Genomic DNA, 22159 nt, shown 5'->3' with positions numbered 1-22159 from the left:
ATCGGGCTATCTTGCTGGAACCGCAGCGGGCGGCATTGATTGACAAGGCGAGCCCGCTTGCCGATGGCCGCGCAGCCTGCTGCAACCCGACCCACTTTGCCGGAGATACCTTTGACCGCCCCTGCGCCGGATATTCTCGCTGAAACACGTGCCTTCCGCCAGCTCATGGGCCAGTTTGCAACCGGAGTGGCGGTGATATCGCTGGTGCCGCCGGGTGGCGGGGTGTCCGCGATGACGATCAATTCGCTGGTATCGGTGTCGCTCGATCCGATGCTGGTCAGCTGGAACCTCCAGAACTCGGCCAGCCTTTACGCCGCCTATGCCGGCGCAGACGAATTTGCCTTCAGCATTCTGGGCGAAGATCAGCAGGCGTTGGCCCGGCGCTATGCGGCGCGGGGGGACAGCTCGCTGGAGGCTGACAATTTCGAGGCCGGGCCGCGCGGCGTGCCCGTGCTGCGCGGGGCCATCGCACATATCGTCTGTCGCCGCTTTGCAGTGCATCCTGCGGGCGATCACACGCTGATTCTGGGCCAGGTTCACGGCATGGCACTGAACCCTGCCGCGGGCCGCCCGCTGTTGTTCTTCAGCGGGCGGTTCGGCGAAATGGCGCCGTAAGACGCAAGCGGCTGGATCGCTGCGCCTAGAACACGACGACGCTGCGGATCGACTTGCCTTCGTGCATAAGGTCGAAAGCGGTGTTGATCTCCTCCAGGCCCATGACATGGGTGATCATCGGGTCGATTTCGATCTTGCCGGTCATGTACATGTCGACGATCTTGGGCACATCGGTGCGGCCCTTGGCCCCGCCGAATGCGGTGCCGCGCCAGTTGCGGCCCGTCACCAGCTGGAACGGGCGGGTGGCGATTTCCTTGCCCGCTTCGGCGACGCCGATGATGATCGAGGTGCCCCAGCCACGGTGGCAGGCTTCGAGCGCCGTGCGCATCACTTCGGTGTTGCCGGTGGCATCGAAGGTGTAGTCCGCGCCGCCATCGGTCAGCGCGACGATCGCGGCGATGGTGTCTTCGCGGCTCATGCCCTTGGTGTTGAGGAAGTGGGTCATGCCGAACCGCTTGCCCCATTCCTCGCGTTCAGGGTTGATGTCGACGCCGACGATCATGTTCGCGCCCGCCAGCCGCGCACCCTGGATGACGTTGAGGCCGATCCCGCCGAGGCCGAACACCACCACATTGTCGCCCACCTGCACCTTGGCGGTGTTGGTGACCGCACCGACCCCGGTGGTGACGCCGCAACCGATGTAGCAGGCGGACTGGAACGGCGCGTCTTCGCGGATCTTGGCGACCGCGATTTCGGGCAGCACGGTGAAATTGCTGAACGTCGAGCAGCCCATGTAATGGTAGATCGGCTGGCCCTTGTAGTTGAAGCGCGTGGTGCCATCGGGCATCAGCCCCTTGCCCTGCGTCGCGCGGATCGCGGTGCACAGGTTGGTCTTACCCGAAAGGCACGACTTACACTGGCGGCATTCGGGGGTGTAAAGCGGGATAACGTGATCGCCCGGCTTCACGGATGTGACGCCCGCGCCGACTTCGCGCACGATCCCTGCGCCTTCGTGGCCTAGAACGCTGGGGAAGATGCCTTCAGAATCGAACCCGTCGAGCGTATAAGCGTCGGTGTGGCAAATGCCGGTCGCCATGATTTCGACCAGCACTTCGCCCGCCTTGGGGCCTTCCAGATCAAGCTCGACGATTTCGAGCGGCTTTTTCGCTTCAAAGGCAACGGCGGCGCGGGTTTTCATGGGGCGGGTCTCCTGAAATCAAAGGGTGGGGCGGGGCACGGCTGTGTGCCCGTAGGGACAATGGCGGCAGGCCGAACCGCAGCATTTGCCGCGCTTCAGATGGGCGATCTGTGTGAACACGCTGTAGCCGGTATCGGGATCACGATAGGTGTTTTCTCCGCGGGCGCAGGCGATTTCGTGCAGGGTTTGCCAAAGGGGCTCGGTCATCGGCTGCCGAAATAGGCGACAACTCTTCGCGGCGCCATGCCCGATGCAAAATTGCTGCAAAGCGTATCATAGATGCTTGCACCGAAGGGACTTTTGCGCTCTCAACCGGGTCTGCCCCTAATCCCGGAGAACGCCCTTGCGTTTCGTGCTGTTGCTTATTGCCATGCTATTTGCCGTCCCCGCCCAGGCGCAGGGGATCGAACAGACGAAGGGCAATTACGAAGACAAATTCCGCCAGCTTGATGAAGTGTTGCCCACTCCCAACACCTACCGCAACGCCAGCGGTGCGCCGGGGCACGAATACTGGCAGCAGAAGGTCGATTACACGATCGCAGCCGAACTGGATGAAAGCCGCCGCCGCCTGACCGCGCGCGCCACGATCCGTTACACCAACAATTCGCCCGACAGCCTGCCCTGGCTGTGGATGCAGCTGGATCAGAACATTTTCCGCACCGATTCGATGGCCGAACTTACCGATGCGTTCGGCGGGCCGGGACGGCGCGGCCCGAAGGTGGAACTGGGATCGGGCGGCGAACCGACCAAACTGTCAATGTCCGAACTGCGCCGCCAACAGGCCATGGCAGACCGGCCCTATGGCTATGATATCGCCGCGGTGCGATCGCTGGCGGGGGCCGACCTGCCGCACACCATCGTCGGCACACTGATGCGGATCGACCTTCCCGAACCACTGGCGCCCGGACAGACCACCGAATTCACAATCGAATGGGCCTTCAACATCGTCGAAGAAGACGCGGTGGTGGCACGTTCGGGCTACGAACATTTCCCCGATGACCCGCGCAAGGGCGGCAACGACATCTTCCTGCTGGCGCAGTGGTTCCCGCGCATGGTGGTCTATTCGGATTACGAAGGCTGGCATAACAAGGAATTTCTGGGCCGGGGCGAATTCACACTGGAATTTGGCGACTACAACGTCACCATGACCGTGCCCGACGATCACGTTGTGGCATCCACCGGCGTTCTCCAGAACCCCGAAGCCGTGCTGACCGCTGCGCAGCGTCAACGTCTGGATGCGGCGCGGAATGCCGATGCGCCCATGTTCATCGTCACCCCGCAGGAAGCCGCCGCCGCTGAAGCGGGCAACCCGCGCGGCCAGAAGACATGGCAATTTGCAGCCACCAACGTGCGCGATTTTGCCTGGGCCAGCAGCCGCAAGTTCATCTGGGATGCCCAAGGACACAAGCAGCCCGGCGCGGAACACGAAACCGTTCTGGCCATGAGCTTCTGGCCCAAGGAAGGCGGCGATCTGTGGAAGAAGTATTCGACCGCCGCGGTGGTGCACACCATGAAGGTCTATTCCCGCTTCAGCTTTGATTATCCCTATCCCACCGCACAGTCCGTGAACGGGCCGGTTGGCGGGATGGAATATCCGATGATCACCTTCAACGGACCCCGCACCATCCTCAACACCGATGGCAGCCGCACCTATTCGGAAGCGACGAAGGTGGGGCTGGTGGGCGTGGTGATCCACGAAATCGGCCACATCTATTTCCCGATGACCGTAAATTCGGACGAACGCCAATGGACGTGGATGGACGAAGGGCTCAATTCCTTTCTCGATTCAGTCGCCGGCTACGAATGGGACCCGGACATGCCGTGGACCCGCAGTTTGCCGCGCGATCTGGTCAGCTACATGGTTTCGAGCAATCAGCAGCCGATCATGACGCAATCGGATTCGATCACCGACTTGGGCGCAAATGCCTATGGCAAGCCCAGCGCGGCGTATCATCTGCTGCGCGACACGATCATCGGGCGCGAACGGTTCGATTTTGCGCTCAGGGAATATGCCCGCCGCTGGAAGTTCAAGCGCCCGACGCCGGCTGACTTCTTCCGCACGATCGAAGAAGCGTCGGGCACCGATCTCGACTGGTTCTGGCGCGGATGGTTCTACACCACCGATCACGTCGATATCGCGCTGGATTCGATCTACAGCCTCAAGATCGACAGCAAGGATCCCGACATCGATCTGCCGCGTCGCCGCCGGGAACGTGCTGACGAACCCGCGCCCGTGGGCATTGGTCTCAACCGCGAACAGCGTCTGCCGATCTGGGTGCTGGAAAACCCCGGCGTGACCGATTTCTATGACGAAAACGATCAGTTCACCGTCACCCCCAAGGACCAGAAGGGTTACACCGATTTCCTCGACGGGCTGCTGCCGTGGGAACGCGCAGCCTTTGACCGGGCGGTGAAGGAAGACGCGAATTACTACGTGCTCAACTTCACCAACAAGGGCGGATTGGTGATGCCGATCATCCTTGGCCTGACCTTTGACGACGGGTCGACTGAAAAGCTCAACATCCCGGCCGAAATCTGGCGCCGCAATGCGCGTGAGGTGTCCAAGCTGCTGGTTTATCCCAAAGGCAAGAAACTGACGCAGGTGGTGGTCGATCCCGATTGGGAGACAGGCGATGCGGATCTGGAAAACAACCATTACCCGCGCCGCATCATTCCCAGCCGGATCGAAGCCTTCAAGGACGAAACCAGCAAATCGCGCGTCAGCCGTGATTTGATGGGTGAAGCGGCAGGGGCCGAACCGGTGAAGGACCGCAAGTGAGCTGGCGCGGGCTGCTGGTACTGGCGGCGCTGGCGCTGACCCCGCTGGGGGCCGGCTCTGCTGCCGCGCATCAGCAGAAGATCGCGATCACCACGGTCGCGCTCAACCCGCGCACGCACACAATCGAGATCGCGCATCAGGTGCCGCTGCACGATGCCGAACATGCGTTGCGTTTTCAGGGCGCGGACAATGCCGACATCATCGCCAGCGCGGACAGCCGCGAAGCGTTTGCGCGGTATGTCACGCGGCGGTTTTTGCTTACGATCGATGGCGCGATTGTCACGCCGGATTATGTCGGCAGTGAAATCACCGGCGGCAACCTGTGGGTCTATCAGGAAACGCCCGTTTCCGACGGCGCCACGCCGACGCTTCGGGTCAATTCGCAAATCCTGACCGATATCTGGGCGCGGCAGGAAAACCGCGTCAATATCGGCAGCGGCACCCAGCCTGCGACCTTTGTTTTTCGATCCGGCGATGTGCCGCAGTCAGCCGTGCTGACGCGCTGATCACGCACGCAGACGCAGCGGCGCGCCCGTTTCGCGCTGGCCGCCAAAGGCTGCCAGCAAGTCCGGCAGCAGCGCGGGGCGGCCATATCTGTACCCCTGCACCAGCGGGCACCCGATTGCGCGCAGGAACAGTTCCTGCTCTTCGGTTTCAACCCCTTCCACCACCACACGCAGCCCCAGATTGCCGCCCATCTGTATGATCGCCTGAATGATCAGCCGCGCCTGATGATCCTCTGCAATCGCAGCGATGAAATCGCGGTCGATCTTGACCTTGTGTATGGGGAAGGCGCGCAGATGCGTAAGCGATGAAAAGCCGGTGCCGAAATCATCGAGGCAGATGGTGAAGCCGCAATCATCGAGCATCGCCAGCGAAGCGCGCAACTGCCCGCCCGCATCGATCAGCATCGTTTCGGTGACTTCGATGGTGATGTTGCGCGGGGTGAGCGGGCTGTCGTCGATCACATCGATCAGATGCTGCACAAAATCGCCGCGCCGCAGATCTGCTTCGGACAGGTTGAGCCCGATGCGCGTGTCCGGCCCGAACAGCGCCAGGATCGCAGGCCCATCGGCCACCACCGAATCCAGCATCACCCGGCTGACCCGCCGCGACAATTCGGGATCGAGCAATGCTGCAAAAACCTCGCTCGCTTCCAGCAGCCGGCCATCTTCATCGCGCAGCCGCAATAGCGCCTCGACCGAGACGATCGCACCATTTTCCAGATCGACGATCGGTTGATAGGCCGCCATCGCGCGGCCGTGGTTCAGCGCGCCGCGCAATTGGGCAATGGCTTTCTGGCGTTCGGATTGGCGGGCTTCGATCTGTTCATCCCAGCAGACAACCGCACCGCGTCCGGCATCCTTGCCGCGGTACAAGGCCAGATCGGCGCGGCGCATGATTTCTTCGCTGCTGGCCTGCGTCGTCATCCGCGCCACCCCGCAGGTCGCACCGATCTTCAACAGCGTGCTGCCAAGCGGCGGCATATCGTCAAGTTCGATCAGGACGTCTTCAAGGAACGCCGTTACCGCAGCAAGCGGCATGGACGTGGGAAACAGCATCGCAAATTCATCGCCGCCCCAGCGGGCCAGAAACATTCCCGGCGCCATCCGCGTCTTGAGCCGTTCGGAGATCGTTTCCAGCACACGGTCGCCAACAAGGTGGCCCAGCGTGTCATTGACTTCCTTGAACCCGTCCAGATCGAGCAGAGCAATGGTCACAGGCTCGGTTTCGACCTTCTGCATCGCGCCTGCCAGCCGCCGGTCAAAGGAGGCACGGTTGTACAGGCCGGTCAGCTGGTCGCGTTCGGCTGCGCGTTTCAGTGCGACATTGCGCAGGTGTTCTTCGGTGCAATCAAGGATGATACCGGCGACGCTGTCGGGCCTGCCATCCATATCGATCCGTTCGCCAACCACGCGAATGCGCCGGGGTTCGCCATCGCGGCGGCGAATGCTGGTTTCGAACATGAACGGTTTGCCGTCTTCGATGGTGTCGCGCAACGCATCGCTTACCATCTGGCGGTCGTGGGGATGGTACATGTGCACCGCATCGGGCACGCTGACCGAATGGCCCGGATCAAGTCCGGTGATCGCATAGACCTGATCGGACCAGTGCAGGCGCCGTGTGGCGATATCAACCCGCCAACTGCCGACATTGACCGCGCGTTCGGCCTGACGGAATATCTGGCTTGTCTGCTGAAGCGCGGCATTGGCGAGGCTGAGCGCGCGGGTGCGGGCATGCAGCGTCAGGCTTTGTTCGGCGAGTTGTGCCAGCATCGCAAGTGAGGCGATCTGTTCGGCGCGAAAGGCGCCGGGTTCATGGGAAATCGCGCACAGCGCGCCCAGCAGCACGCCATCATCAGTGCGGATCGGCACGCCAAGATAAGACCGGATGAACGGCGCGCCTGTAACCAGCGCACTACCGCAAAGCCGCGGATCTTGGCGTGCATCGGCAATAAGCAGCGGTTCTTCGCTTTGCACGCACATGACGCAGAATGAATCTTCGGTCGGGGTTTCATCCAGATCGGTGCCGGTGCAGCCCAGGAACCAGTGGCGCGTATCCTCCACCGCAGACAGCAGCGCGATGGGGCAATCCAGCATCATCGTTGCCAGCAGGGTGATCCGGGAAAAGACATCGCGATCAGGAATTTCCGGAAGGCCAAGATTGCGGATGCCATCAAGACGGAGATCGTTCTTCACAGCCGTCCCTTGCCTTGAAAGGCCTTAAGAAAGCGTGGCTGTGGGCCCGCGCATTTCCGCAGGCGCGCGGTCTGGGCGGTCGCCTTGTGCGCGCGCCAGTTCGCGTGCCAGCTCCACGAACACGCGGAAAGCGGCAGGCGGATTGCGGCGGCTGGGATAATACAGGCAAAGCGGGGACAGCGGCGGCGTCCAGTCCGCCAGCAACCGCACAAGCCGCCCGGCAGCGATATCCTCACAGACGTCGGATTCCATGAAGTAGCCGATCCCGACCCTGGCCTGCACCGCGATCCGGGCCAGGCTGGGGTCGTCGAGTGTCAGCGGCCCATCCACATCCACTGCCACAGGCGCTCCTTCCGCTTCAAATTGCCAGCGCAGCAAAGCGCCGTTGGGAAGCGCTGTGCGGATGCAGGCGTGGGCGGCCAGATCGGCAGGCACATCCGGTGTGCCATGTTCGGCAAGGTATCCGGGCGCGGCAACCACGGCATGACGGCGCACCGGGCCCAGCGGGATAGCGATCATGTCACTCGGGATCAGATTGCGGCTGCGGATGCCGAAATCGAACCCGCCGGCGACGACATCGATGAGATTGCTCTGGGTCACAACATCGATCCGGATCTGCGGAAAACGGCGCAGGCATTCCAGCACCAGCGGTGCCAGTATCTCGCGCCTTGCTGTGGCAAAGGTGTTGATCCGCAATGTGCCCGCAGGCGTGTCCTGCTGTGCGCGGACCGCATCGAGCGCTTGTTGAATATCCGCCAGCGCGGGCGCAACCTGCGCGACAAACCTGCGGCCTGCTTCGGTCAAAACCACGCTGCGGGTGGTGCGATTGAACAACCGTACGCCCAGCCGGGTTTCAAGCCTGGCAATCGTGCTGCTGAGCGCGCTGGTGGACATCCCCAGATCCAGCGCAGCGGCACGGAACGAACCATGCCGCCCGATTGCCAGAACTGCGTCGAAATCGCTGAGGCTGTAATTTCGCATTGTCCTGCTTTCGATAACGCGCCGTCCGCTTTTATCCTGCTTATCCGGACAGCGTCAAAGCGCTATTGCGGTCAGGCACCCACTGTCCTGAATATCGAGAACCACCATGAAACCTGATCTTCCTGAACCGATCGCGCGTTATTTTACGGCCGACAAACACCGCGATCCGGCGGCGCTGGCTGCCTGTTTCACACCCGACGGAACCGTGATCGATGAAGGCAACACCTATGCAGGCCACGCGGCGATCCGGCAGTGGCTGGCGAAAGCCTCGTCGCAATACACCTACACCGTCGAACCTTTCGCGCTGGCGCAGGCTGCGGGGCAGCATGTCGTGACAGCCCGCTTGGAAGGCAACTTCCCCGGCAGCCCGGTGGATTTGCGTTATGCCTTTGCGATTGAAGACGGGCTGATCGCCGCGCTCACGATTGCGCCGTGATCCCCCCGCGCCGCTGGCCGAAGCCGCGTCCGCGCCGGTTCCGCCTTTCGCGGCGTGAACGCGCGGCTTTGGCCGGATGTGCCGAAGATGCCTATCGATACGCTAACAGATGTCAGCGTGGTCTCCGCTAATCGGTCGGGGACGATAAGTCATACCTGCTGTGTAGACCCCTTCCCAAAGATGGGTTCGGTTAAGACATATGGTTTTGGCAGTCCGCGATAGTATCAACATACAAGTGATCGAAGGCATCCGCACTGCGATGCTTGAAGAAATCCAGATCCACGAAGATCCGGAGCTCGATTTATCGCAGCTTCAAGATGCGGACTTGAGTTTCCTTCAGCTGGTGGAGGCTGCACGTAAGTCGGCTGCTGCCAAGGGCAAGCGTTTCCGGCTTGCCGCTCCGGCCTCGCCTCATCTCGTGTCCCTGCTCGAACGCGCCGGGTTTCTGGCCGACGGGAACGCGCAGGCGCGCCAGTTCTGGCTTGAGGGAGGGGTCCAATGACATCGATCCTCACGGTCGACGATTCCGCCAGCATCCGCATGGCCATTCGTATCGCCCTGTCCGGCGCTGGCCATGATGTCGCCGAAGCTGCCGATGGTGCGGAAGGACTCGCCAAGGCAGCCGCCGCCAAGTTCGATTTGATCATCACCGATCTCAACATGCCCAATATGAACGGGCTCGACATGATCCGCGAGATCCGCAAGCTGCCGGTTCAGGCGGGAACACCGATCATCTTTCTCACGACCGAGTCGGATGACGCCATGAAGCAGGAGGCCAAGTCTGCCGGTGCGACCGGGTGGCTGGTGAAACCCTTCGTGCCGGATCATCTGCTCAAGGTCACCCGCAAGGTTCTGGGCGCATGACCGCGATGGACCCGGCCGAAACCTTCCGGACCGAAGCCGGAGAACTGCTCGATACGACCGAACAGGCGTTGCTCGATCTGACCCATCGGCTGGACAGCCGTGATCTGATCGACACGGTCTTTCGCGGCATGCATACGCTCAAGGGCTCGGGCGCGATGTTCGGCTTCGATGCGCTGGCAGCCTTCACCCACCACTGCGAAAGTGCGTTCGACAGGGTTCGCAAGGGTCAGGTGCCGGCAACGGCCGAACTTGTCGCGGTGACGCTGTCGGCGATGGACCACATGCGCGCGCTGGTGGTGCGCTCGGGTGACGATCACGCTGCCGAAAGTGCTGCTATTCTCCAGCGTCTTCAGGCCGCCATGGGTGCAGATAGCGGCGCCCCGCTAGAGAAGGCCCCTGGTCATTCGGTCGGGACGTCCACCAGTAACGATTCCGGTGACGCGGGCTGCGATGCACCATGGCATGTCCACTTCCGTCTGCCGCCCGAAGCCATGGCCAACGGCACCAATCCGCTGCTCCTGCTAGACGAATTGCGCGATCTTGGGGCTACGCGAATTGCAGCATTGACCGATGCGATCCCAGCGCTCGACGCGTTGGACCCCGTGCAATGTCATATTGCGTGGGACGTTGAATTGCCGGCTGCTGTGACGCGTGAGGCAATCGAGGACGTGTTCATCTTTGTCATGGATGACATGGAACTGCTTATCGAAAGAACGTCGAACGCGGCCCGTGCGGATATTAGCGAGGCGGGGCTGCCGGTTGCCACGGACATGCACGCCGCCGTTCCGGCACACGCCACGCAAGGGGCGGGCGATGGTGAAAGCAGCCGTCCCGTCAAGCCGGCAGGCGAAAGCGTGCGTGTTCCCGCAGAACGTCTGGATGTGCTGATGGACCGCGTCGGTGAACTCGTGATCGTCCAAAGCCGCCTAGCCCAGCTGGCCTGCGGCGGCGTTACCGGGCCAGCAGGCGAACTCGCGCTGCGTTCGATTTCCGAAGAGGTGGAACGGCTCGCCAACGAATTGCGCGACACCATGATGGTGCTTCGCATGGTCCCGATTGCAGCGCTGTTCGGACGCTTTCGCCGTCTGGTGCATGATCTGGCGCGCGAAACGGGCAAGACCATCGATCTGGTAACAGACGGCGAAAGCACCGAAATCGACAAGACCGTGTCGGAACGGCTTGCCGATCCGATCGTCCACCTGATCCGAAACGCCTGTGACCACGGCCTTGAGACCGAGGAAGAGCGCCGTGCATCGGGCAAGCCAGCTGCTGGGCAGATACGGCTATGCGCGCAGCAGACGGGCGGCGAGGTTCTCATCACGATCGAGGACGATGGACGCGGCATCAACCGGGAACGCGTGCGCGCCAAGGCCGAGGCCAACGGCCTGATCCAGCCGGGCCAATCCCTGACGGACACCGAACTTCTCCAGCTGATCTTCGAGCCGGGTTTTTCGACCGCTGCCGAAGTGACCAATCTGTCCGGGCGCGGCGTCGGCATGGATGTTGTCAAGCGCACGATCGAAGGGCTGCGCGGACAAATCGACATGGTCAGCGAACCCGGCAGAGGCTCGACCATCACGCTGCGCATCCCGCTCACGCTCGCCATCATCGATGGTCTTCTGGTGCGTGTCGGGGGCGGCAATTATGTGATCCCGCTGTCTGCGGTCGAAGAATGCCTCGAACTCAGCCTTGAACAGGATATCCGTTCGCGCGGACGCAGCATGATCCAGTTGCGCGATAGGCTGGTGCCCTTTCTTCGGCTGCGCGAACTGTTCGACACCGGCACACGGCCCGATCCATTCCAGAAGATCGTTGTCATCTCCACCGGCGGCGAACGGGTGGGGCTGGTCGTCGACCAGATTATCGGCAGTCATCAGACCGTGATCAAATCCATGTCGAGCCTGCATCGAACGATCCCGAGTTTTTCAGGCGCGACCATTCTGGGTGATGGCGGCGTGGCGCTGATCCTCGATGTGGTCCAGCTGGTTGCCCTCGGCCAGAACCGGGAGGAGCAGCTTCGTGCCGCCGGATAACGCCATGCAGACACACCGCACAACCCAGTGGGACGAAACCGGTCAGCTCGAAGTCCTCACCTTCGATATCGGCGAGGAACGGCTGGCTATCGAGGCCGTGAACATCCGCGAAATCCTCGACCTGCTTCCTGAAACCCGTGTGCCGGGCGCACCCGAGATTGTGTCGAGCGTGGTGAACTTTCGCGGCAAGATCATCCCGATCGCAGACCTGCGGGTTATTTTCGGCGCGGCCCCGCAAGGGCCTGACGTTTTGGATGGCAATTCCAACGCCGCCGTGCCGGTGAACCCGGCCACGGACCACCGGTTTGTCGTGATCGAAACCGAGTTGGACGGTGAGCTGATCCAGATCGGCATCCGGGCCGACAAGGTCCACGAAGTCGCGACGCTCAACCAGCGTGACAGCAGCGAACCGCCGGTTCTGGGTATGCGCTGGAAACGCGAATTCGTGCGGGAACTCGTGCGTCAGCCCGACAGCGTAATCGTGCTCCCCGATCTTCAGCAAATCTTCCGATCCATGGCAGGCGCCGCATGATGCCGGCCGGTTTGTCCCCGTCCATCGTCAAAGGATAGAACCCATGTCGTTCAACATCTTTGCGCCGGTTTCACAGGACCGGATTATTGCCGAAATCGCCCGTGTTGAAGCTGCACTGGCCGCAAGCGGCGACCTTTCGCTGCGACTGGATGCAGGCAGCAGCAACGCACCAACCCGCGCGGTAATCGACGCGTTCAACCGGCTTCTGGAAACGATGGCGCGGCCTGTAGAAGACCTTGCCGGGCAGATCGAAGCCATGACGGCGGAACATGACCGCGGCGACATCGACGTGGTGATAGCGGCGGACGGATTGTGTGGCCGGTACAAGGAGATGGCCCACGGCATCAACGATCTTGTGACAGCGCATATCACGACGAAGAAGAAAGCGATGGCCTGCGTCGCGGAATTCAGCCGCGGCAATTTTGCGGCTCCTCTTGAACAGTTCCCCGGCAAGAAGGCTTTCCTTAACGAGACGGTCGAAACCTTGCGCAGCAGCCTTTCGGGCCTGATCGCACAAATGAACCACATGTCGGCCGAACATGACCGCGGTGATATCGACGTGATGGTGGATGATGGCAAATTTCCGGGTGAATTCGGCATCATGGCGCGCGGGATCAACGCGATGGTGGGCGCGCATATTGCCACGAAGAAGAAGGCGATGGCCTGTGTGGCGGAATTCAGCCACGGCAATTTTTCGGCCCCGCTTGAGCAGTTCCCCGGCAAGAAAGCCTTCCTCAACGACACGATCGAGACGCTTCGCAGCAACCTGACCGGACTGATCGGCGAATTGAACGCGATGTCGGCCGAACATGATCGCGGCGACATTGATGTCATGGTGGACGATACGCGCTTTCAGGGCGATTTCGCCGTCATGGCGCGCGGTATCAACCAGATGGTTGCGGGTCACATCTCGGTGAAAAAGAAGGCCATGGCGTGCGTCAAGGCGTTCGGCGAAGGCGATTTCAACGCCCCTCTGGAACAGTTTCCCGGCAAGAAGGCCTTCATCAACGACAACATCGAAACGCTGCGCGCCAACCTTCGTGCGATCACGGCAGAGATCAACCGATTGATCGATGCAGCGACCGCGGGCGAGCTTGGCGAACGCGGTGATGCGACGCGCTTTGTTGGCGATTTTGCGACGCTGGTCGCCGGTATCAACGGGATGCTCGATGCCACGATCACACCGATTGACGAAGGCAACCGCGTGATCCGGCTCGTCAGCAACGGCAATCTCAGCGAACGCGTAGAAATTGCTTGCCGCGGCGATCATCAACGCATGCGCGATGCCATCAACGGGCTGGTGGACAGCCTGCGCAACACCGCCCGCGTGGCGGATCGCATTGCCGAGGGCGACCTGACAGTGCGCCACACCGCCCTTTCGGACGAGGACCAACTCGGCACCGCGCTTGCCAGCATGGTCGAACGCCTTCGCACAGTGGTCGGCAGCACTTCTGTCGCGGCGGAAAACGTGTCCACCGGCAGCAGGCAGCTTGCTGCCAGTTCCGAACAGGTCGCACAGGGCGCGACCGAACAGGCGGCATCGGCTGAAGAGGCATCGGCATCGATGGAGCAGATGGCGGCCAACATCAAACAGACGGCCGACAATGCTGCGCAGACCGAAAAGATTGCGCGCCAGTCCTCCAAGGATGCCGAGCTTTCGGGGCAGGCCGTGGAAGAAGCCGTCAACGCCATGCGCACGATTGCCGACAAGATCGGTATTGTTCAGGAAATTGCCCGCCAGACCGATCTTCTTGCGCTCAACGCCGCCGTCGAAGCGGCGCGTGCCGGTGAGCATGGCAAGGGCTTTGCCGTCGTGGCTTCCGAAGTGCGCAAACTTGCCGAACGCAGCCAAACTGCCGCCGCTGAAATCAGCGCCGTGTCCTCGAACACGGTAAAGGTTGCGACCGACGCTGGCGAGATGCTCGGCAAGCTGGTCCCCGACATTCGCCGTACCGCCGAGCTGGTGACCGAAATCAGCGCTGCGTGCCGCGAACAGGATATCGGGGCCTCGCAGATCAACGAAGCGATCCAGCAGCTCGACAAGGTGACGCAGCAGAATGCCAGCGCTTCGGATCAGATCTCATCAACCTCCGAAGAACTGGCTTCCCAGGCCGACGAGTTGCAGCAGGCAATTGCGTTCTTCACGATCGACCAGGCCCGCGCAGACCGCAACATCGGCAACCGGTCGAGCAGCCGTGCACCGCGCAAGACGAACCCTGCGCCGCAGAAAGCAACTGCTGCCCGCCGGCCCGCCGCCGCCGCGCCCAAACGTAATTCGGTCGGTGAGCAGCAAGAACGAGTTGCCGGGTTCGCGCTCAACCTGACCGATGGTGGGACCGATCCTGACGACGCTGAATTCGGACGTGCCGCATGAACGGGGCGGCCGACCTTCAGGTCGTCGAGTTCGGGCTCGGCAGCGAAGTCTTCGCGGTGCCTGTCAAACTGGTGCGCGAAATTCTCGACTATGCGCCGCCTGCGCATGTGCCCAACGGCCCTGACCATTTCGCAGGGCTGACCGACGTGCGCGGCCAAGGTGTCCCGACGCTGGACCTTCGGCGGCGGCTGGGGCTTGCGCCGATTGCGCCGACGCTCGCCACGCGCATCTTGATCCTCGACATTCCCCTGACCGATCGCAGACTGACGCTGGGTGTCGTGATCGATCGCGTAATCAGCGTCAGTTCCTATGACGCGGCGCAGATCGAAGCTGCACCGGACATCGGGGTGCGTTGGAAATCCCAATACATCACCGGCGTCATCAGACGCGATAACGGTTTTGCCGTCATCATCGATGCAGCGCGCATTTTCACCACGGATGACGCGGCGATGGCTGATGACGGATCGCACCTGATCAACGCCTGAAACAACCCGCAGGGCGAGCAAGATTGATCATCGCAGCCTCGCACAACGAAATTGGAGGACCTGATGACCCTGAATCCCTTCGCCGCTGTTTCGACAACCGTGGTGCTCGATGAAATTGCCCGGGTGGAAGCGGCGATGGCCAGCGGCAATTGCGCCGATCGCCTCAACAGCCAGACCGGCAATGCTGCGACCCGCGCGGTGACAGATGCCGTCAATCGCCTGCTCGACAAGGCATTCCAGCCATCGTTCGACCTCGGGAACGCCATCGCGCACATGAGCGCAGAGCATGACCGCGGCGATATTGATGTAGTGATCAAACCCGAAACGCTGCCCGGTCACTTCGCGGATATGGCTACGCAGATCAATGATCTGGTGGGTGCACACATCACGACGAAGAAGAAGGCGATGGCCTGCGTCAAGGAATTCAGTGAAGGCAATTTTACAGCGACGCTTGAAAGGTTTCCGGGCAAGAAGGTTTTCCTCAACGAAATCATCGATACGCTGCGCGACAATCTGACGGGCCTCATCGCCCAGATGAATTACATGTCCGCCGAACACGACCGCGGCGATATCGACGTGGTGGTCGATGACACGGCCTTTCATGGCGATTTTGCCGTCATGGCGCGCGGCATCAATGGGATGGTTGCCGGCCACATCGCGGTGAAGAAAAAGGCGATGGCCTGCGTCAGGGAGTTCGGTGAAGGAAACTTCGACGCGCCGCTTGAACAGTTCCCCGGCAAGAAGGCTTTCATCAACGAAACGATCGAAACACTGCGTCACAATCTTCGCGCCATCACGTCGGAAATTCAGGGCCTGATTATCGCAGCCACCGAAGGCCGCTTAAGCGAACGCGGCGATCAGCATCGGTTCGTGGGTGATTTTGCCGCCCTTGTAAGCGGCATCAACGGCATGCTTGATGCTACGATCCTGCCGATCGAGGAAGGCAACCGCATCCTCGCCAAGCTCGGCGCCGGCGATCTTGCCGAACGTGTCGAGATCGAATGCCGGGGCGATCACAAGAGCATGCGCGACGCGATCAACACGCTGGTGGACACATTGCGGGCCTTTGCGGGCAACGTCAGCCAGGCAGCGACCGAAGTGGCCGAGGGCAGCACCCAGATGGCGGCGAGCAGCCAGCAGCTGTCCGAAGGCGCCACCGAACAGGCAGCATCGGCGGAAGAGGCGTCTGCCTCGATGGAGCAGATGGCAGCCAACATCAAACAGAATGCCGACAACGCAGCGCAGACGGAGAAGATCGCCCGCCAGTCGTCGAAGGATGCCGAATTGTCGGGTGTTGCCGTGGACAAGGCCGTAGGCGCCATGCGCACGATTGCCGAGAAGATCAGCATTGTCCAGGAAATCGCACGGCAGACCGATCTTCTGGCTCTGAACGCGGCGGTCGAAGCTGCGCGCGCTGGCGAGCATGGCAAGGGCTTTGCCGTGGTCGCCTCCGAAGTGCGCAAGCTTGCCGAACGCAGCCAAAGCGCCGCTGCCGAAATCGCGTCTGTCTCTACCGATACGGTCAAGGCCGCGACTGAGGCCGGAGAAATGCTCGGCAAGCTGGTGCCCGACATCCGCCGCACAGCCGAACTGGTAACGGAAATCAGCGCCGCTTGCCGCGAACAGGATATCGGAGCCTCGCAGATTAACGAGGCGATCCAGCAGCTCGACAAGGTGACGCAGCAGAATGCGAGTGCATCGGATCAAATCTCGTCAACGTCGGAAGCACTGGCCGCGAGGGCCGATGAGCTTCAAGAGTCGATGGCCTTCTTCAAGCTCGATAATACCGACATGCGCACCGCGCCTTCCATCCCTGCGCGCAGTGCAGCAAAGGCCCGCAAGTCGGCATCGTCGGCGGCTTCACGCACGCCATCGCCAGCCCGGTCTGTATCGCGATCCGCGCAGACCCCGCCAGAGCCCAACTCTGTCACCCACCAGCAACAGCGCGCGGCCGGCTTCGCGCTCGACCTGACCGCCGGCAGCGGGGATTGCGAAGATGGCCACTTCGGCCGCGCGGCATGACTGTTCCTGCACTCGTGCACTCTTGCAAAATGGTTGCGCCATGACCGATATGAACCATACCGCTTTCGATGCCGCGCTCGACACCGACCGGATCGGCGCCAGGCAATTCAAGGCACTGGCGGCGCTGATTTATGCCGAGGCGGGCATCAATCTCAAGGCCAGCAAGCAGACCATGCTTGAAGGGCGGTTGCGCCGCCGCGCGCGCAGTGAAGGGTTTGCGACCGTCGGGGAGTATTGCGATTTCGTTCTCAGCCCTGGTGTGGGTCCGGATGAGATCGAACAGCTGATAAACGCGGTGACCACCAACAAGACGGATTTCTTCCGCGAGCCGCTGCATTTTGACGTTTTGCTGGAAACGGTGCTGCCGCAATTTGCCGAAAACCGCCAGCGCATGATCCGTTGCTGGAGCGCGGCCTGCTCTACCGGGGCGGAACCCTATACCCTTGCCATGCTGCTTGACGAGTTTGCCGGCCAGAACCGTGGGACGGATTATCAGGTGATCGCCACAGACCTCGACACCGAGGTCCTGGCGACGGCCATCAAGGGCATCTACCCGCGCGAATTGGTGGACCCGGTTCCGGATCATCTTCGCCGGCGTTACGTGCTTCAGGCGAAGAATCCTGACCGGGCGCAGGTGCGGATCGCGCCTGAACTTCGGCGCAAGGTTGCTTTCGGTCGGCTCAACCTGATGGACGCAAGCTACCCCCTGGGTGGTCCTATGGACATCATCTTCTGCCGCAACGTTCTGATATATTTCGACAAGACTACGCAGGAGGCGGTCGTGAACCGGCTCTGTGAGCAACTGAGCCCGGGAGGCTTCCTGTTTCTTGGACATTCGGAATCCATCACTGGTTTTGCCCACTGTCTCAGCCAAGTGGCCGGCACTGTGTTCCGGAAGACGTAGGGGGTAGTCGGTGAACAAGAAGGTCCGGGTGCTCATCGTCGACGACAGCGCAAGCGTGCGACAGACGATGAAAGCCATTCTGGAAGAGGACGGCGAAATCGAAGTGATCGGCACAGCTGCCGATCCTTTTGCCGCTGCGCGCATTATTCAGTCGCAAGTGCCCGATGTCATCACGCTCGATGTCGAGATGCCGCGAATGGACGGAATTACCTTTCTGCGCAAATTGATGAGCCAGTGCCCGATCCCGGTCGTGATGTGCTCGTCGCTGACCGAGGAAGGTTCCGAAACATTGCTGCAGGCGCTCGAAGCAGGGGCTGTCGATATCATTCTCAAGCCACGGATGGGCGTTGCAGATCATCTCAACGAAGCACGCGCCGCGATCCGGCAGGTGGTCAAGGGCGCCGCACGTGCGCGGGTTCAGGCACGCAAACCCGCCCCGCCGCGTATGGAACCGCAGGCCAGGCTTACGGCCGATGCCGTCCTTCCGCCGCCCAGCGGCAGGGCCATGAGCCGCACGACCGAAATGGTCGTCTGCATCGGTGCCTCGACCGGCGGAACCGAAGCCTTGCGCGAGGTGCTTGAAGCCTTGCCAGCGAACTCTCCCGGTATCGTGGTGGTTCAGCACATGCCCGAACGATTCACCCGGGCCTTCGCAGCCCGGCTCGATTCGCTTTGTGAGGTGAGCGTGAAGGAAGCCGAAGACGGGGATACCGTGATGCGCGGGCATGTCCTTATCGCGCCGGGTGGAAAGCACACCATGCTCGAACGGCAGGGTGCGCGCTATCTCGTCTCGGTGCGTGATGGGCCGCTGGTCTCGCGCCACCGTCCGTCGGTCGACGTGCTGTTCCGCTCAGCCGCGCGATGCGCCGGGTCAAACGCAGTCGGCGTCATCATGACTGGCATGGGCGACGATGGCGCACGCGGGCTTTTCGAGATGCGCGAGGGCGGTGCGCGAACTTTTGCGCAGGACGAGGCAACCTCGATTGTGTTCGGGATGCCCAAGGAGGCGATCGCGCGCGGGGCGGCCGACAAGGTCATTCCCCTTGGTTCCATCGCCCGCGAAATCCTCCACGCCACGGCGCGTTGAGAGATGCTGGCGATCAAACCTGACAAGGCGCTTGAGCGGCAGGACGGCTCGCCCGTGCCGGCAAGACTGCGTTCTGAACTCGGCGAGATCGTCGATGTGATCACAGCCCGTTTCAATTCCGCAAGTCTGACACTTTGTGATGCGGTGACTACGATCGATCATATCGTGAATGCACTGCAGGAGGTCGCGAGTGTTTTCGACACCGGCGAAGCGGCGACCGCAGTCAGCAATCTGATGGACGCCGCCGAAAATCTGCAGACGGTGCCTGCGCAGGCCGGCGTCCGCGCCCGCGCCGTCACCGACATCCGCACCAGCAGCAGCAGTTTGCGATCCTGCGCCGGTGATATCCTGCGTTGCATTCAGGTTCTCGATTTTTACGGCATGAACGTGAAGATCAATGCGTGCGGCGCTGCGGAGTTCATGGATTTTGCCGACCGTATGCGCGGCAAACTCTACGCAGCAAGCGGCGACGTGCAGAGCCTCGACCGGACGCTTGAACGGTTGGAAAGCTGCCTTTCCGAAATGATCCGCAACGATCAAATGCTTGTCGAAGAATGTGCCAAGGTTGTGCCGCAGGTTCCCGACCGGCTGATGCGCGATGCGCAGGCACTGAAACAGCATCAGGCCGGGCTGGTCAGGCTTGCGCAGGACACCAACGAAGTCGCAAAAGCGACGCGCACTGAGCTGGGGCTGGCGATCGGTGCCATTCAGATCGGGGACCGCGTCCGGCAGCGGCTGGAGCACGTGATGTTCGGCTGCCAACTCGTCGAAAATGCCGCGACAGGCAGCGATGAGGGCATGGCGCATGGCGATGACCTGCAAAAGCACCTTGTGCCACTTCTGGCAGCGCTGACGCGCGCCGCCATTGCCGAGTTTGCCGAAGATGCAGAAGCGCTTGTCACTTCGCTGAATCGGCTCAAGGAAACGTCTGCCCGCCTGACTGCCTTGCAACGTCCCGGCCACGACGACGAGGGGCGCGGCTTTCTCGAATTGCTGAACTGCGGGATCGCCGAAGCGAATGGCATGATCACCCGATTGAGCCAGGCCGATCGTCAGGGCGCCGCCACGCGCGAACAGATACAGGCGACGGTCGATGATGTTGCCGCACAGATGGCAACCATAACCGAATTGCGACTGGATGTTCGCAACATGGCCATCAATATCGGCCTGAGATGCCGGAACGTCGGCGAAACCGGCAAACCCATCGCGGTCGTAGCCAATGAAATCAGAAGCTATTCCGACCGTCTCGATCTGATCGTATCCGCTTTGTCCAAGGCAGAAACGGCCCTGGTCCAAAGCTCGTCACAAATGAGCGGACAGGGCGCCGAAGGCGCCACATCGCTGGGCCAACTTTCGGTCTTCGTGGATGTCATCGGCGAATGTGATCGCCAAACAACCTCATCGCTGGGCTATGTTGATGCAAATGCGGGCAATGTTCAGTCGGCGTTGGACCGGGCCATCGCAGATCTGGAACCGCTGCTTGGCGATACGAGCGATGTCATAAATACGACGTCGATCCTTGAGCCATGTGAGCTGGCATTGGCGCCCGCAGAAGCCGATCTGGTTCCCGCCTTGTTGGGAATCTATTCTTCGCTGTTTGCAGTATACACCATGAATTCGGAGCGTGATCTTCATAACAGGATCGTCGAAGATCTTGGCTACGATACGATCAAGACCGTGGTGGGCGGGGCTTGTGATGAAGGTGAAGATGATTTCGACGACGGATTGTTCTAGCTTGCGCGGACACGTCTGCCGGTCCGCATCAACACACGCGCCGGACTGCCGCGAAATATGGTCTGGTTCTGAACGGAAATCGGTTTGTCGGCGCAGCTTACTGAAAGCGCATTTGCCAAACCCGTCTATTGCTGTCTGATGTCAGACAATTATTGGTGCGGTCGAGAAGACTCGAACTTCCACGGGCTTTCGCCCACAACGACCTCAACGTTGCGCGTCTACCAATTCCGCCACGACCGCACTCGGGTTTGCAGGGGCAACAAACGTCAGCCCCTCGGTAGGAGCGCGCCCCTAGCAAGGGGTTTGAGGGCGCGCAAGCTCTTTGACGATGCCATGCGTTTGCGGGTCATTCACGCCCGCAATCAGGCGGTCAATTGGGCGCCCAGCCAATCGCTGCCTTGGCTGCGCCGGGCGGGATATTGTTGATTGCTTGCGTGACCGTGACCGTCTCGCCCGGAGCCAGCCGGTCTTTCACCGGGGTCACCGCCCAGTTGCCGATGTTACGGTCGCGGCGATCACTGAAGACCACCCGCAAATTGGGCACATCCAGGCTTTCGGCTGCATTGTTGGTGATCGTGCCGCGGACCAGAAAAATCTCTTCACCGGTTTCCAGCATCTTCTTGGTCTGTTCGGCTGCGGGGAAATCAAGATCGAGGCCAGGGCGGCTGACGCCGAAGGTGGGGCGGCTGATCGGAACCCATTCGGGCAGGCCATAATAATTTACCGCCAGAATCGTTGCCGTCGCCAAGGCGGCAAACAGCGCGGCTGCCAGCGTCCACATCCGCAAAGTATTGCGCCGCCGGGTGAACGGCGCACGGTAATCGAATTGCGAGCCATCGCCGTCTTCATGCTCGCTGCCGCGATCGGAATCGGTGGGCACGTCGGGCATGTCATCGGCAAAGGCCCGCGATTCGGGTGACACCGGCGGCACGGCAGGCTGCGCTTCGTTTCTGCTGCCGCGGCCGCGGCGCAGCGCGCGCGATGCCAGCGGCGCTTCCTGTGCGTAATCGGGCACCCCGTCCGGCTCGGGCGAGCGCCAGTGGCTGACCGATGGCCCGGTGTTGCCCGCATCGTCGGCACGCACCGGCTGCGGCGGGGTCTGGCGTGTGGTCGTATCGTCCGAACGCGCTGCTGGCGGCTGCCGGGGCGGAGCGGGCGGCGCTGCGACTGGCCTCGTTGGTTCTGCCACAGGCGCCGGAGGAGGCGGCGGCGGCGGCGGGGGCGTTGACGCGAGCGGCGGCGACGGCGGGTTTTCGGATGCGTTGGCATCCAGCGGTTCCTGGAACCAGCTATGCTTGCACTTGGCGCAACGAACGGTCCGTCCTTCGCTGCCGATAGCGGCATCGGGAACGGCGTAACGGGTGCCGCAGGCTGGGCAAGCAATGATCATGGCGCAAATTGCATAGCCTTCGCGCACCCTTGCACAAGAGCCGCAGCCCATCCGGCCCGTATTTACCCTCTGTTTTCCACATTGCG

The 22159-nt window shown here is 61.6% G+C and carries 19 protein-coding genes and 1 tRNA gene; 14 read left to right on the top strand and 6 right to left on the bottom strand.

The genetic code is table 11. From position 1 onward, the window contains the following. Positions 1 to 63 precede the first annotated feature (63 nt). On the top strand, positions 64 to 615 hold the full coding sequence (locus tag SJY33_RS10305) for a flavin reductase family protein (RefSeq protein ID WP_379922669.1): 552 nt from the start codon (positions 64 to 66) through the stop codon (positions 613 to 615). A gap of 25 nt (positions 616 to 640) precedes the next feature. Here the strand turns inward: SJY33_RS10305 and SJY33_RS10300 are convergent, their stop codons facing one another. Together SJY33_RS10300 and SJY33_RS10295 are read right to left on the bottom strand one after the other, a co-directional pair. Next, positions 641 to 1753 (bottom strand): S-(hydroxymethyl)glutathione dehydrogenase/class III alcohol dehydrogenase, encoded by a 1113-nt coding sequence (locus SJY33_RS10300; RefSeq protein ID WP_379922668.1) that lies wholly within the window; start codon positions 1751 to 1753, stop codon positions 641 to 643. Positions 1754 to 1771: 18 nt separating this feature from the next. Beyond that, entirely contained in the window at positions 1772 to 1960 is a 189-nt protein-coding gene (locus SJY33_RS10295; protein WP_379922667.1) for a DUF5522 domain-containing protein, read from the bottom strand. 145 nt (positions 1961 to 2105) lie between these two features. On the opposite strand from SJY33_RS10295, the gene SJY33_RS10290 reads away from it, so the two are divergent. Next, complete coding sequence (locus tag SJY33_RS10290) at positions 2106 to 4532, top strand: M1 family aminopeptidase (RefSeq protein ID WP_379923569.1); 2427 nt, start codon at positions 2106 to 2108, stop codon at positions 4530 to 4532. Beyond that, a complete protein-coding gene (locus tag SJY33_RS10285) occupies positions 4529 to 5038 on the top strand; it encodes a DUF6702 family protein (protein ID WP_379922666.1) in 510 nt (169 codons plus the stop codon). The genes SJY33_RS10290 and SJY33_RS10285 overlap by 4 nt, the downstream gene beginning before the upstream one ends. Here SJY33_RS10285 and SJY33_RS10280 read toward each other — a convergent pair whose 3' ends face one another. Together SJY33_RS10280 and SJY33_RS10275 are read right to left on the bottom strand one after the other, a co-directional pair. Further along, entirely contained in the window at positions 5039 to 7231 is a 2193-nt protein-coding gene (locus SJY33_RS10280) for a putative bifunctional diguanylate cyclase/phosphodiesterase (RefSeq protein ID WP_379922665.1), read from the bottom strand. Positions 7232 to 7255: 24 nt separating this feature from the next. After that, entirely contained in the window at positions 7256 to 8212 is a 957-nt protein-coding gene (locus tag SJY33_RS10275; protein WP_379922664.1) for a LysR family transcriptional regulator, read from the bottom strand. 106 nt (positions 8213 to 8318) lie between these two features. On the opposite strand from SJY33_RS10275, the gene SJY33_RS10270 reads away from it, so the two are divergent. From SJY33_RS10270 to SJY33_RS10220, 11 genes are all read left to right on the top strand, one after another. Beyond that, entirely contained in the window at positions 8319 to 8648 is a 330-nt protein-coding gene (locus SJY33_RS10270) for a nuclear transport factor 2 family protein (RefSeq protein WP_379922662.1), read from the top strand. Positions 8649 to 8853: 205 nt separating this feature from the next. Then, positions 8854 to 9150 carry an STAS domain-containing protein gene (locus SJY33_RS10265; protein WP_379922661.1) on the top strand — a complete coding sequence of 99 codons (297 nt, stop codon included), beginning with the start codon at positions 8854 to 8856 and terminating at the stop codon, positions 9148 to 9150. Next, complete coding sequence (locus SJY33_RS10260) at positions 9147 to 9512, top strand: response regulator (protein ID WP_379922660.1); 366 nt, start codon at positions 9147 to 9149, stop codon at positions 9510 to 9512. The genes SJY33_RS10265 and SJY33_RS10260 overlap by 4 nt, the downstream gene beginning before the upstream one ends. Next, positions 9509 to 11545, top strand: a complete 2037-nt coding sequence (locus SJY33_RS10255) for a chemotaxis protein CheA (protein WP_379922659.1) — start codon at positions 9509 to 9511, stop codon at positions 11543 to 11545. The genes SJY33_RS10260 and SJY33_RS10255 overlap by 4 nt, the downstream gene beginning before the upstream one ends. A 4-nt stretch (positions 11546 to 11549) precedes the next feature. Then, complete coding sequence (locus SJY33_RS10250; RefSeq protein WP_379922658.1) at positions 11550 to 12077, top strand: chemotaxis protein CheW; 528 nt, start codon at positions 11550 to 11552, stop codon at positions 12075 to 12077. Positions 12078 to 12120: 43 nt separating this feature from the next. Further along, positions 12121 to 14451, top strand: coding sequence for a methyl-accepting chemotaxis protein (locus SJY33_RS10245; protein WP_379922657.1), 2331 nt, complete (start codon positions 12121 to 12123; stop codon positions 14449 to 14451). Further along, positions 14448 to 14936 (top strand): chemotaxis protein CheW, encoded by a 489-nt coding sequence (locus tag SJY33_RS10240; protein ID WP_379922656.1) that lies wholly within the window; start codon positions 14448 to 14450, stop codon positions 14934 to 14936. Before SJY33_RS10245 ends, SJY33_RS10240 begins: the two co-directional genes overlap by 4 nt. Positions 14937 to 14999: 63 nt before the next feature. After that, positions 15000 to 16958: a methyl-accepting chemotaxis protein gene (locus tag SJY33_RS10235; protein ID WP_379922655.1), complete on the top strand. Its 1959-nt coding sequence runs from the start codon at positions 15000 to 15002 to the stop codon at positions 16956 to 16958. 49 nt (positions 16959 to 17007) lie between these two features. After that, positions 17008 to 17862 (top strand): CheR family methyltransferase, encoded by an 855-nt coding sequence (locus SJY33_RS10230; RefSeq protein WP_379923568.1) that lies wholly within the window; start codon positions 17008 to 17010, stop codon positions 17860 to 17862. 10 nt (positions 17863 to 17872) lie between these two features. Further along, positions 17873 to 18949, top strand: a complete 1077-nt coding sequence (locus SJY33_RS10225) for a chemotaxis response regulator protein-glutamate methylesterase (RefSeq protein WP_379922654.1) — start codon at positions 17873 to 17875, stop codon at positions 18947 to 18949. A 3-nt stretch (positions 18950 to 18952) separates the two neighbouring features. Beyond that, positions 18953 to 20683: a hypothetical protein gene (locus tag SJY33_RS10220; RefSeq protein WP_379922653.1), complete on the top strand. Its 1731-nt coding sequence runs from the start codon at positions 18953 to 18955 to the stop codon at positions 20681 to 20683. Between the two features lie 153 nt (positions 20684 to 20836). Here the strand turns inward: SJY33_RS10220 and SJY33_RS10215 are convergent. Further along, positions 20837 to 20923 (bottom strand) — tRNA-Leu (locus tag SJY33_RS10215). Between the two features lie 130 nt (positions 20924 to 21053). Then, positions 21054 to 22073: an MJ0042-type zinc finger domain-containing protein gene (locus tag SJY33_RS10210; RefSeq protein ID WP_379922652.1), complete on the bottom strand. Its 1020-nt coding sequence runs from the start codon at positions 22071 to 22073 to the stop codon at positions 21054 to 21056. Between the last annotated feature and the right edge of the window lie 86 nt (positions 22074 to 22159).

The sequence above is a fragment of the Erythrobacter sp. R86502 genome (genome assembly GCF_042466465.1).
Lineage (GTDB): Bacteria > Pseudomonadota > Alphaproteobacteria > Sphingomonadales > Sphingomonadaceae > Erythrobacter.
This window is presented reverse-complemented; position numbering and strand designations above follow the sequence as displayed.

Coding starts and splice junctions, on each gene's coding strand:
- SJY33_RS10305 (WP_379922669.1), top strand. CDS start 64: ATGGCCGCGCAGCCTGCTGCAACCCGACCCACTTTGCCGGAGATACCT.
- SJY33_RS10300 (WP_379922668.1), bottom strand. CDS start 1,753: ATGAAAACCCGCGCCGCCGTTGCCTTTGAAGCGAAAAAGCCGCTCGAA.
- SJY33_RS10295 (WP_379922667.1), bottom strand. CDS start 1,960: ATGACCGAGCCCCTTTGGCAAACCCTGCACGAAATCGCCTGCGCCCGC.
- SJY33_RS10275 (WP_379922664.1), bottom strand. CDS start 8,212: ATGCGAAATTACAGCCTCAGCGATTTCGACGCAGTTCTGGCAATCGGG.
- SJY33_RS10270 (WP_379922662.1), top strand. CDS start 8,319: ATGAAACCTGATCTTCCTGAACCGATCGCGCGTTATTTTACGGCCGAC.
- SJY33_RS10260 (WP_379922660.1), top strand. CDS start 9,147: ATGACATCGATCCTCACGGTCGACGATTCCGCCAGCATCCGCATGGCC.
- SJY33_RS10255 (WP_379922659.1), top strand. CDS start 9,509: ATGACCGCGATGGACCCGGCCGAAACCTTCCGGACCGAAGCCGGAGAA.
- SJY33_RS10250 (WP_379922658.1), top strand. CDS start 11,550: ATGCAGACACACCGCACAACCCAGTGGGACGAAACCGGTCAGCTCGAA.
- SJY33_RS10245 (WP_379922657.1), top strand. CDS start 12,121: ATGTCGTTCAACATCTTTGCGCCGGTTTCACAGGACCGGATTATTGCC.
- SJY33_RS10240 (WP_379922656.1), top strand. CDS start 14,448: ATGAACGGGGCGGCCGACCTTCAGGTCGTCGAGTTCGGGCTCGGCAGC.
- SJY33_RS10235 (WP_379922655.1), top strand. CDS start 15,000: ATGACCCTGAATCCCTTCGCCGCTGTTTCGACAACCGTGGTGCTCGAT.
- SJY33_RS10230 (WP_379923568.1), top strand. CDS start 17,008: ATGAACCATACCGCTTTCGATGCCGCGCTCGACACCGACCGGATCGGC.
- SJY33_RS10220 (WP_379922653.1), top strand. CDS start 18,953: ATGCTGGCGATCAAACCTGACAAGGCGCTTGAGCGGCAGGACGGCTCG.
- SJY33_RS10210 (WP_379922652.1), bottom strand. CDS start 22,073: ATGATCATTGCTTGCCCAGCCTGCGGCACCCGTTACGCCGTTCCCGAT.